Here is an 11,482-nt window from a genome sequence, read left to right on the forward strand (position 1 = left end):
CGCTCCAGCGGCCGGGCCGCTGCTCCAAGTGCCATGGCGAGGGCAACACGGGGAAGCTCGTGACGTGCCCCACCTGCAACGGCACGGGCCGGGCCCGGCGGGGCGGCGCCATGTTCGGTGGATCCGGCGTGTGCCCCACCTGCCGCGGCAGCGGGAAGGCCCCGGAGCCCTGTTCGCAGTGCGGCGGCAGCGGCATCAAGGAGGAGACGACCCGGCTGACGGTGAAGATTCCGGCGGGCGTCGTCACGGGCTCCAAGGTGCGGCTGGCCGGCCAGGGCGCGGCGGGCATCCAGGGGGGCCCTCCGGGAGACCTCTACATCGAGACGGAGGTCGCCGAGCATCCGCTGGTGCGCCGCGAGGGCGACGACCTCTACCTGGACCTGCCGGTGACGGTGTCCGAGGCGCTGCTGGGCGGCGAGGTGCGCGTGCCTACCTTCCAGGGGGAGGTCACCCTGAAGGTGCCGCCGGGGTCCCAGTCCGGCCGCAAGATGCGGCTCAAGGGGCGCGGCGTCCCGTCGCTCCGGGGCGGCGCTCCGGGCGACATGTACCTGTTGCTCCAGGTGAAGGTCCCCGAGGAGGCCACGGACGAGGTCCGGGCCGCCGCCCAGACGCTGGCGCGGGCCTACCGGGGCGACGTGCGCCGGGAGCTTGCGTTGTAGTTGTCGTTGCCACTTGTCCTGGAAGGCGCACCGTCCTACATGGCGCCTCCACTCTTCCGAATCCGGAGCGGGTACGTACCTATGGGTCTCTTTGATTTCCTCACGGGCGGCTCGGGCCCCGAAAAAGCCCTCAAGCTCAAGTCCAAGGTGACCCAGAAGTACGGGGAGCCGTCCACGCGACAGAAGGCCCTTCAGCAGCTGGGGGAGATGAAATTCCCCGAGGCCGTCACGGTGCTGCTCAGCCGGTTCACCATCACCGTGGACCCGCTCACCACCGACGCGGACGAGAAGGAACACACCTTCGAGCTGATCAAGAACTTCGGCCAGGACGCCGTCGAGCCGGTGTCCGCCTTCCTGAAGTCGAGCGATCAGGCCACGTCCTGGTCGCTGCGCATCCTCCAGGAACTGCTGGCCGAGGACGCGCTGATGGGCGTCATCACGGACACGCTCCAGCACCTGTCCTCCCGCTACACGCGCGACCCGGAGAAGAAGGTCGTGCTGCTCCACCACGTGCAGGGCAAGCAGGACCCGCGCGTGGGCCCGGCCGTCCTCCCCTTCCTGGAGGACATGTCCGACGACGTGAAGATCGCCGCCATCAACATCCTGGGGCCCCTGAAGTACGAGCCGGCGCGCGAGCCCCTCCTCAAGCTGCTCACCTCCGAGGACACCGCACGCCGCGTGCAGACCGTGGCGCTGGCGGCCCTGGCGGAGAGCGGCTTTGCCGTGCAGGGCTACCAGGACAAGGTGCAGGCCGCCCTCGTGGAGCCCTACAGCCTGTCCAACGACGGCCGCATCCAGCGCCGGCCCTGAGTCGACCCTGGACCCAGGCCGGTGGGGCTGGGGGGCTGTCGGGCACCTGACACGCTCGGCGTTGGTGGAGGGCACCGGGCTCTGGTGCGGTTCCCTCCCACGCGAGACATGAAGCAGGATTCACCCGTGCCATCGAAGAAGAAGGGTCCGCAGCTCGCAGAGGTGGTTCTTCTGCGCCCCGCCACCACCGCGAAGAAGGCTCCACCGAAGCGCGCGGCGAAACCGCCGCCCCCGGTGGACACCGATAGCGCCGCCCAGGCCCTGCTGGAGATGGGCCGGCAGCTCACCGACAACGCGGGCCCCACCGAGGCCCTGCGCGCGCAGCTGCAGACGCTCCACACGCTGCTCAAGCCGAAGGTCTGCTACGTCGCGCGACACTTCCCGTCGCGCAACCAGCTGCACGTGGAGCACGTGCGCGGGCGCTACGACGAGCGCGTCACCGCCGCAGTCCCCGGTGAGGGCGTGGTGGGCCGGTGTTTCACCGACAAGGTGCTCCTGCGCGAGGACGACACCGTCGCCGTGCCCCTGGAGGGGCCGCAGGGCGTGACGGGCGTGCTCGTGGTGCTGGGCGCGCGCCGCAAGGCGTCCGACGTGCTGATGCAGTCGCTGGCGTCCCAGCTCACCGCCGCCTACGAGGTGGCCCGGCTGCGCGACGACAGCGCCCGGCGCAACAAGGACCTGCAGACGGCCATCGCGGGCTTGAAGAGCCTGGAGCAGAACCGCGAGGAGCTGCTCGGCAACGTGTCCCATGACTTGAAGAACCCGCTCACCACCATCAAGGCCTACCTGGCCATGCTGGGCCGGGAGAAGCTGGGCGCGCTGACGGACGGGCAGCGCCGCGCGGTGCAGATCTGCGACCGGAACGCGGACCGGCTGCTCCAGCAGGTGAATGACCTGGTGCTGATGTCCCGGCTGTCGTCCGGGAAGATGCAGCTCAACCAGCGCCCCTTCGGCCTCAAGGCCGTGGCGGAAGAGGTGGTGCGGGGGCTGGGCGCGGTGGCGGAGCACAGCCGCGTGCGCGTGGTGATTCCTCCCTGCCCGGAGGTGTTCGTCCGCGGCGACCGCGAGCGCATCTCCGAGGCCATCCACAACCTGGTGGAGAACGGCATCCATCACAGCGAGACGGACGACGTCGTCGAGGTGAGCGTGTCCTCCAGCGAGGGGCTGGGCATCCTCACCGTGAAGGACTCAGGCCAGGGCATGACGGCGGAGGCCCTGGAGCACGTCTTCGATTCGTTCTACCGCGCGCAGCCGGGCATGCCCCGTCCGCCGGGCACGGGCCTGGGCCTGCCGCTCGTCGCGAAGATCGTCGCGCTGCACGGCGGCCGCGTGGACGCGACCAGCGTGCTGGGCGAGGGCAGCACGTTCCAGATGGTCCTCCCCCTGTTCGCGAGCGCGGTGAGCGCTCCGGACGTGAACCAGGCGGCGCCCAAGGCGGGCGGCATCCTCCTGGTGGAGGACGACGTGGACTGCCGCGAGGTGCTGGAGCAGGTGCTGGAGCAGGAGGGCTACCGGGTGATGGCCACCTCCGGCGCCGCCGAGGCGCGCTCCATCCTGTCCCACATCCGGCCGGCCATGGTGCTGCTGGACCTGCGGCTGTCCGGGGAGGACGGCCGGTCCGTGCTCCACTACATCCGCACCACGGAGTCGCTGGCGGACGTGGTCGTCTACATCATCTCCGGCGCGAGCGACGTCGCGTCCCTCACCTCGGGTGAAGGGCCGGATCGCATCGACGGGTACTTCGAGAAGCCGCTGAAGCTGCCCAAGCTGCTGGACACCGTGGCCTCGGTGGTGCGCCCCAAGAGCCGCGGCCCCGCCGTGCCCTGAACAACGCTCCGGCGCCTTCCCCACAGAAGAGGTGGATGGAAGGCGCCCCGCCTTGGGTAGTATCCGCGCGGTCCATGAGCACTTCTGTCTATTCCCGCTACCGCGCCGCGTTCGCCCAGGCCCTCGCCGGGGCCCTGGGTGTCCCCGCCGCTGACATCGAGCCCCAGGTCAAGCCCGCGGAACCCGCGCACGGCGACCTGAGCTTCGCCACCTTCCCTCTTGCCAAGGCGCAGAAGAAGGCGCCCCCCGCCATCGCCGCGCAGCTCGCGCAGACGCTCCAGGTCCCGGGCCTGGAGGTGAAGGCCGTGGGCCCGTACGTCAACGCGCGCTTCCTCCCCCTCCCCTTCACGCAGGAGATCATCGACGGCGTGCGCAAGGCGGGGCTCGCCTACGGCAGCGACGCGGAGGACGGCAAGGGCAAGACGGTGGTCATCGACTACTCGTCGCCCAACATCGCCAAGCCCATTGGCTTCCACCACATCCGCACCACGTTCCTGGGCCACTGCATCGCGAACCTGTACCGCGCGCTGGGCTGGCGCGTGGAGGGCATCAACTACCTGGGTGACTGGGGCAAGCAGTTCGGCCTCGTGGCCGTGGGCTTCCAGGAGTTCGGCAAGGAGGAGCTCCGGGAGGACATGGCGCACCTGGTCCAGGTCTACGTGCAGGCCAACAAGCGCGCCGGTGAGGATCCCGCCTTCGACGAGAAGGCCCGCGAGTTCTTCCGCCGCATGGAGGCCGGTGATCCGGAGGCGATGAAGCTCTGGAACCAGTTCCGGGAGACGAGCCTCAAGGGCTTCAAGCGCGTCTACGCGCGCATGGGCATCGACTTCGAGCACATCGAGGGTGAGAGCCGCTACCAGGGCAAGATGGACGCGGTCATTGATCAGATCGCGAAGAAGCCCGGCGTGAAGGAGTCCCAGGGCGCCATCATCGTGGACATGCCCTACGCGGACGGCGAGCCGCCCGTGCTGCTCAAGAAGAACGACGGCAGCACGCTCTACGCCACGCGCGACCTGGCCGCCGCCGAGGACCGCCACGCGCGCTTCAACTTCGACAAGTCGCTCTACGTCGTCGCGCAGGACCAGGCGCTGCACTTCCGCCAGGTGTTCCGCACCCTGAAGGAGATGGGGCAGCCGTGGGCGGACAAGTGCGTGCACGTGCCGTTCGGCCGCATCCACGGCATGAGCACGCGCAAGGGCCAGGTGGTGGAGCTGGATCAGGTCCTGGACGAGGCGAAGGAGCGCGTGCTCCAGCGCGTGAAGGAGAACATCGCGCAGGGCAACCTGGAGACGGCCGACGCGGACGCGCTGGCGGAGCAGATTGGCCTGGGCGCCATCGTCTTCGGCGACCTGAAGCACAACCGCGCCAGCGATTACACGTTCGACTGGGACGAAGTGACGAGCCTGGAGGGGCACACGGGGCCCTATCTCCAGTACGCGCATGCCCGTTGCGCGAACGTGCTGCGCAGGGGCGGCGGCGTGCCCACGGCCTATGATCCGGCGCTGCTCACGCTCCCGGAGGAGCAGGCCCTGGTTCGCGAGCTGATGCGGCTGCCGGACACGGTGAAGGCGGCGGCGGAGCAGTACGAGCCCAGCCTGGTGGCCCGACTGCTGTTGGACGTGGCGGCGGCGTACAGCCGCTACTACACGGCCGGTAACAAGGACCGCGACAAGCGCATCCTCGTGGAGGGGAATGACGCGGTGCGCGCGGCACGGCTGGCGCTGACGGACGCGACGCGTATCACGCTGGCGGCGGGGCTCACCTTGCTGGGCATCCCGACGCCGGAGAACATGTAGCCTGGGGGGCTGCGATGGACACCGCGCTGGCGCACACCGCGACGCAAGGAGAAACCTTGAAGGAGGAATTCGGTCCCATGTCCCGGGTGCTCGGGGCTCGGTACTTCGACGGGGTGCATTTCCCGCCAGAGGCCGAGAACGAGCTGCGCGCGCTCAGCGCCCGGGGCTTCGTGGTGCACGTCATGCGCACCACGGCGTGGATCAACTTCCTCTACATCGCGTGGGCCATGGTCCGCCGGGCCATGCCGCCCATCCGCGCGGTGGTGAACCTGCGGCCGTGGTTCACCAAACCCTGGCGCCAGACGGCGCAGGGCGGCGCGGTGGAGGAGCGCTTCCGCTACGCCCGCGAGCAGGGCGGCAGCGGCCTGGTGTTCCTGCGCCGCACGGCGCTCCTGCACGCCTCCGGCAAGGAGACGCGCGAGGACCCCTTCCCGGAGCTGGTGCGGCTGGCGCGCGGCTCCGAGCGCCCGGTGTTCCTGGTGCCGGAGCTGTTCGTCTGGGAGAAGCGCCCCGCGAAGCTCAAGCCGGGCTGGCGTGACGCGCTGTTCGGAAGCCCGGAGGCGCCGGGCTTCGTGCACTCGATGGTGGCGTTCTTCCGCAACTACAAGCGCGCGCAGTTCCGCGTGGGAGAGCCCATCGACCTGCGCAAGTTCATCGAGGAGAACCCGGGCGTCAGCGACGAGGTGCTGGCGCGCAAGGTGCGCAGCACGCTGCACGTGTTCCTGGCGCGGGAGACGCGCGCGGTGTTCGGCCCGCCGCAGAAGCCCACGGACCGGCTCATTGAAGAGACGCTGCGCGACCGGCAGCTGCGCAAGGTGCTGGACGAGCACGCCGCCGCCACGGGCCGCAAGCCGTCCAGCGTGTACCGCGAGGCCCAGCGCAACCTGGAGGCCATCGCGGCCAAGCCCAATCCGTCCGTGCTGGCGCTCATCGCGCCAATGCTGGAGTGGGTGTTCAACCGCATCTACGACGGCATCGGCGTGGACGAAGCCGGGCTGCACCGCGCGCTCAAGGCCGCGGGCAAGGCGCCGGTGGTGCTCTGCCCCAGCCACAAGAGCCACGTGGACTACCTGGTGATGAGCTGGGTGCTCTGGAACCGGGGCTACACCGCGCCGCTCGTCGCCGCAGGCGCGAACCTGTCCTTCTGGCCCCTGGGCCCGCTGTTCCGTCGCTGCGGCGCGTTCTTCCTGCGCCGGTCGTTCAAGGGCGACAAGGTCTACGCCGCGTCCTTCAAGGCGTACATCAAGAAGCTGGTGCACGACGGCATCCACCAGGAGTTCTTCCCGGAGGGCGGTCGCTCGCGCACGGGCAAGCTGCTGACGCCCAAGCTGGGCATGCTCACGTGGCAGGTGGAGGCGGTGCTGGACGGCGCGCGCAACGACCTCTACTTCGTGCCCGTCTCCATCGACTACGAGAAGGTCGTGGAGTCGGACAGCTACTCCAAGGAGCTGGCCGGCGGTGAGAAGAAGCCGGAGGACCTGAAGGCGCTGTTGAGCGCGCCCAAGGTGCTGGCGGCGCGCTACGGCCGCATCCACCTCACCTTCGACGAGCCGCTGTCGCTGGTGGAGTTCATGAAGGCGCGTGGCCTGTCGCCGCAGGAGCCGGTGACGGACGATCAGAAGAAGGGCCTGGTGCGCGCGCTGGGCAACCGCGTGATGTACGGCATCAGCAAGGTCTCCACCGTCACGCCGCACGCGCTGGTGAGCGCGTCACTGCTGGCCCACCGCCGGCGCGGCCTCACGCAGCGCGAGCTCACGGACCGGATCAGCCTGCTGCGCCGCATCGCCGAAGAGGATGGCGCGCGGCTGTCCAAGGAGCTGGCCAACGCGCCGAGCAACCCGGAGACGCTGGGCCCCATCCAGGACGCGATGCGTGAGTTCATCTCCGACGAGATGGTGCGCACGCAGGAGGCGCGCGGCGAGGTCAGCTACCAGGTGGAGGACTCGCGCCGCCCGGAGATGTCCTTCTACAAGAACACGCTGATGAACCTGATGGCCGCGCGCAGCCTGGTGGCCAACGCGCTGCTCGCGGGCACGCCCGCGCCGTACGACACCGTGAAGGCCCGCGCGCTGTTCCTGTCGCGCCTCTTCAAGGTGGAGTTCATCTACCGGGTGGGCGCGTCGTTCGACACCATCTTCGCCGAGTGCGTGGAGCGGCTCGTGCGCATGGGCCTGGTCATCCATGAGGGCGACACGCTCACGCGCGCGCCGGAGGCCCACGCCCAGCCGGACCTGGAGTTCCTGGCGGACCTGCTGCGCGACTTCCTGGAGGCCTACCTGCTGGCCGCCATGACGTTGCCGGACGTGGCCGCGGGCGTGGCCACCGACCGCAAGACGTTCGTCAAGCTGGCGCTGGAGACGGGGCGCGGCGAGTACAACGCCGGCCGCATCACCGCCGCCGAGTCGCTGGCGAAGACGACGCTGGAGAACGCGGTGGAGTACCTGATGGACCAGCGCATCCTCGTGGAAGAGGACAAGAAGCTGCGGCTGGGGGACACGGCCTCGGCGGCGGAGCTGCCCCGGAAGAACCCGCTCGCGGAGCAGATCCGCGGCTACCTCCACCGGGCCTGACGCAGCTTCCTCGTAGCGCCTCGAAGCGAACGCGGCACCCCACCCCTCTCCGTCTTCACGGAGAGGGGGCAGGAGACGACACGGTGGACGAAGCCTCCCCTTCCAGCGACCCGCGGCCGGCGGAGGCCCCCGCGCCGCTGTCGCCGCCCCACCCCGTGCTCGCCGCGGCCCTGGCCTTTGGCCTCTTCCTGACGGTGGGCGCCGTCACCCAGCTGCTCAACCCCGCCTTCGGGGTGTGGTTCACGGAGGTGTTCCTCTTCCTGGGCCTCGCGTGGATCATGCTGCGCCGCTCGGGGTACCGGCCCGCCGTGTACGCGGGCCTCACGCCGTTCCTGGGCCCGGCCACCCTGTTCGGCTTCCTGCTGGGCGTGGCGAACTTCGTCGGCGTGGTGGTGCCCGTGCAGTTCCTCGCGCAGCAGGTGGCCCCCTCGTGGCTGCGTGAGATGTTCGACGCCTCGCGCCTCTTCGAAGGGCAGTCGCCGGTGGAGCTGGCGCTGCTCCTGGGCGGCGTGTCCGTGGCCGCGCCCCTGTGCGAGGAGTTCTTCTTCCGCGGCCTCTTCCAGAAGTCCCTGACGCCGCCGGCGCCCGCGTCCCCCTGGCGCGCGCTGATCATCTCGTCCGTGGTGTTCAGCGCGTTCCACCTGGATCCGGTGGGCTTCCTTGCCCGCGCGGAGCTGGGGCTGCTGTTCGGCTGGCTCTTCTGGCGCACCGGCTCGCTGTGGCCGGGCATCGCGGCGCACGCGGCCAACAACATCGTGTCGTCGGCGCTGTTCCTCATCGCCACGCACTCGGGGCTCGCGAAGGACGGGGGCTCGGACGACGTGACGGACTGGCGCGCCGTGCTGGGGCTGGCGCTGGTGGGCTGGAGCGCGCTCCTGGGCCTGCGCGCCGCGTCCCGGCACTTCCCGTCCGTCTGGGGACGCGGCACGCCGCCAGGCGACGAGGAGGTGCGCGCGACGAAGCCCGTGCCCCTCTTCGCCGTGCAGCTCTTGCCCTGGGTGACGGCGGCCACGCTGTCGCTCGTCGGACTGGGGCTCGTGGACGGGCGCGGCGTGTCCCTGAGCGTCTACGACGTGCAGCACCCGGTGGAGCCGCTGCCCAAGGACGCCGACCCCGCGCTCCAGGCCGAGCGCAAGGCCATGCGGCAGCTTCGCGATGCCGCGCGCCGGGGCCAGGTGCCCATGGAGGCCTATGAAGAAGAGCGCCTCCGGATGTCGGAGGCCTATGGCCCCGGCAAGAAGAGCAAGCCCCGCCGCTGAGGGCGGGGCCCTGCTTCAGTCCGCCTTGTACGACGTGACGTGGAACACCGGCCCCACCATGGCGGCGGTGACGGCGTCGCGCTGGATGCTGCCCTCGGCGGAGATGCGCTGACCGTCCTTCTTGATCTTCCGGTCACCGCCCGCCAGCTGGTACGTGCGGCCGTCGTCGGCCTTCAGGACCCACACGCCGCCCTCCAGGTCCTGGTACTGCACCGTGCCGGAGAGCTTCATGCGTCCTCCCGCTTGAGCATCGCGCGGGCGATGACGAGGCACACCACCGTGTTGAAGCCCAGCCACGGCTTCGCCAGGAACGTGAAGGGCATCCACGCCAGCGCCGGAGCGCCCACCCACGCCGCGTAGGCCAGGAAGCCCGCGAAGCCCAACGCCAGGCCGCCTACCGCCGGACGGAAGCCCCGCCACGCGATGGCCGGCAACGACAGCACCAGGGGGATGAGCGCGCTGTAGAACAGCGGGTTCACCGCGCCACGGCCGAAGATGATCCGCTGCCAGTCCGGGATGGGCAGCGACGCCACGCCCACCACGTCCTGGGCCGCGCCCGCGAACCACGTGCGCAGGAAGAAGAAGCCCACCGTGGAGAGCACCAGCGGCACGAGGAACGCCGGGCGGAAGAACACGTTGAGGTAGCCCGGGCGCTCGCGGCCGCGCAGCGTGAGCAGCACCAGCGCGAGCAGCGCCGCGGCCCAGGCCAACGGCTGCCACCGGGGTGAGCCGCCCTGGAAGGCCTGCAGCGACGCGTTGGCGTTGAGGACGCCGTGGCCGTACTCCTCCGACCAGGCCTGGTCCCCCGCCGCCCTGGCGCCCGCGTAGAGCGCCTGCTCCACCTCGTCCGGCGTGCTGGCACCCGCGCCGTAGAGCATCGCGGCGACGGCGGCCACGTGCGGCGCGGCCATGCTGGTGCCCTGGTACCAGGCGTAGATGGAGCGCGCCGGGTCACGCGGGTCGATGGTGTTCTGCAGGATGCCGCCCGTGTCGCCCCGGCTCTTGTCACCACCGGGCGCCGCGATGTCCAGCTCCTTGCCGTAGGACGAGTATGGCGCGCGCGTGCCGGACGGGCCCACCGCGCTCACCGCCACCGCGCCCGGGTACGCCGCGGGGAACTCCACCCGGCCCCGGCCGGTGTTGCCCGCCGCGGCCACCACGGTGACGCCCTTCTTGCGCGCGTACTCCACCGCGCTGGCCATGACCTGCGAGTACAGGCCGCCGCCCAGCGACATGTTGATGACCTTCGCGTCGTGGTCCGCCGCGAAGCGGATGGCGTCCGCGATGTCCGCGGAGGTGCCGCTGCCGAAGTGGTTCAGCACCTTGAGGGGCATCAGCGTCGCGTCGAACGCCACGCCCGCCACGCCCTCGCCGTTGTTGGTGGCCTGCGCGATGGTGCCCGCCACGTGCGTGCCGTGGCCGTGGTCGTCGTTGGCGTGCTCGTCGTCGTTGACGAAGTCATAGCCCTTCACGAACGACACGCCCTTCAGGTCCGGCACCTGCTTGAAGTCGTCGTGGTCCTCGTAGGCGATGCCCGTGTCGATGACCGCCACCACCACGCCCTTGCCCCGGTTGCCGTCCCAGGCCTTCGGCATGTCGATCATCCGGAGGTTCCACTGGGACTCGTACTGGGGATCGTTCGGCGTGTAGCTGGTGCGCACCTGCATGAGCGGCTCTGCGGACTCCACCGCCGGGTTCTGGCGGATGCGCTGGAGCACGTCCTCCACGTCGTCCACGCCCACCGCCAGCGTGACGCCCGTCTGGGGGCCCTCCACGGAGTTGAACTCCAGGTCCACGCCCCACTCCTGCTCCCAGGCGTCGAACTGCTCCTGGGTGGTGCCGTCCTTGAAGTCCACCACGATGGCGCCGGACACCACGTCATCCGAGCCCTCCGCCACCGCCCGGGCCACCTCCGCCTCCGCCGCCGCCAGGTCCTGCCCGGCCGGGGCTTCCGGCTCCCGCGACGCGGAAGCGCACGCCGAGGCCGACAGGGCCAGCGCCGCGAGAACCACGTTCCATCGCCTCATCCGCATCGGGACACTCCTTGAACGAAGACGCCTCGAAGACCCACTACGAACGCACGGCGGGACGATTGGGTCTGCGCTTCCAGTCTGTCCGCCCCCCGGCCGGCCGTGCAAGGCGCCGGGGTTGAAGAAACGTGAAGAAGTCCAACGGTTTGCACGCCAACGCCCTACCCGCCAGACAGGCGCTGGAGCCACGCCGCCGCCGCCCGCCCCACCTGGGGAAGGTTGCGATGGAAGGTCGCCCCGGCATCGTCGACGACCTCTAAGTCGCCCCCCGCCTCCGCGACAGCGGCGGCCAGCGCCGCCCGGGGCACCCGGGTGTCCTGCGCCCCCACAATCACCAGCAGCGGACACGACAGTCGCACGAGCGACAGGGGGTCCACATCCGGCGCCACCAGACACAGTCCGCCCACGGCCGGGTGCCGCTCCTGGAGCGCCAGCGCCACCCGGGCCCCGCCGTACAGCGACGCCACCGCCAGCGCGGACGTGCCCGCGTTCTCCAGCGCCACGCGCATCGCGGCCTCCGCGTCCTCCACC

8 protein-coding genes and 1 pseudogene are annotated in these 11,482 nt (G+C 70.5%); 6 read left to right on the forward strand and 3 right to left on the reverse strand.

What is annotated here, in order from left to right; genetic code table 11:
* From D7X55_RS26215 to D7X55_RS26240, 6 genes are all read left to right on the forward strand, one after another.
* Window positions 1–659: DnaJ C-terminal domain-containing protein (locus D7X55_RS26215; protein ID WP_304988902.1), on the forward strand; the 659-nt coding region annotated here is incomplete at its 5' end.
* Between the two features lie 81 nt (window positions 660–740).
* On the forward strand, window positions 741–1,469 hold the full coding sequence (locus tag D7X55_RS26220; RefSeq protein WP_120552723.1) for a HEAT repeat domain-containing protein: 729 nt from the start codon (window positions 741–743) through the stop codon (window positions 1,467–1,469).
* 126 nt (window positions 1,470–1,595) lie between these two features.
* The gene (locus D7X55_RS26225; protein WP_120552722.1) at window positions 1,596–3,296 is read left to right on the forward strand and encodes a hybrid sensor histidine kinase/response regulator; all 1,701 of its coding nucleotides are present in this window, start codon (window positions 1,596–1,598) and stop codon (window positions 3,294–3,296) included.
* A gap of 74 nt (window positions 3,297–3,370) precedes the next feature.
* Window positions 3,371–5,092 (forward strand): arginine--tRNA ligase, encoded by a 1,722-nt coding sequence (gene argS, locus D7X55_RS26230; protein ID WP_120552721.1) that lies wholly within the window; start codon window positions 3,371–3,373, stop codon window positions 5,090–5,092.
* A gap of 14 nt (window positions 5,093–5,106) precedes the next feature.
* On the forward strand, window positions 5,107–7,662 hold the full coding sequence (locus D7X55_RS26235) for a 1-acyl-sn-glycerol-3-phosphate acyltransferase (RefSeq protein ID WP_121724505.1): 2,556 nt from the start codon (window positions 5,107–5,109) through the stop codon (window positions 7,660–7,662).
* An 83-nt stretch (window positions 7,663–7,745) separates the two neighbouring features.
* Entirely contained in the window at window positions 7,746–8,921 is a 1,176-nt protein-coding gene (locus D7X55_RS26240) for a type II CAAX endopeptidase family protein (protein WP_233610071.1), read from the forward strand.
* 15 nt (window positions 8,922–8,936) lie between these two features.
* Here the strand turns inward: D7X55_RS26240 and D7X55_RS26245 are convergent, their stop codons facing one another.
* The 3 genes and pseudogenes from D7X55_RS26245 to D7X55_RS26255 all read right to left on the reverse strand — a co-directional run.
* On the reverse strand, window positions 8,937–9,152 hold the full coding sequence (locus D7X55_RS26245) for a DUF5818 domain-containing protein (RefSeq protein WP_120552719.1): 216 nt from the start codon (window positions 9,150–9,152) through the stop codon (window positions 8,937–8,939).
* Complete coding sequence (locus tag D7X55_RS26250) at window positions 9,149–10,954, reverse strand: S8 family serine peptidase (protein ID WP_121724506.1); 1,806 nt, start codon at window positions 10,952–10,954, stop codon at window positions 9,149–9,151. The genes D7X55_RS26245 and D7X55_RS26250 overlap by 4 nt, the downstream gene beginning before the upstream one ends.
* A 158-nt stretch (window positions 10,955–11,112) precedes the next feature.
* Window positions 11,113–11,482: pseudogene (locus D7X55_RS26255) on the reverse strand (alpha/beta hydrolase); the annotation flags it as partial.

The organism is Corallococcus sp. AB049A (assembly GCF_003668885.1).
Classification (GTDB): domain Bacteria; phylum Myxococcota; class Myxococcia; order Myxococcales; family Myxococcaceae; genus Corallococcus; species Corallococcus interemptor.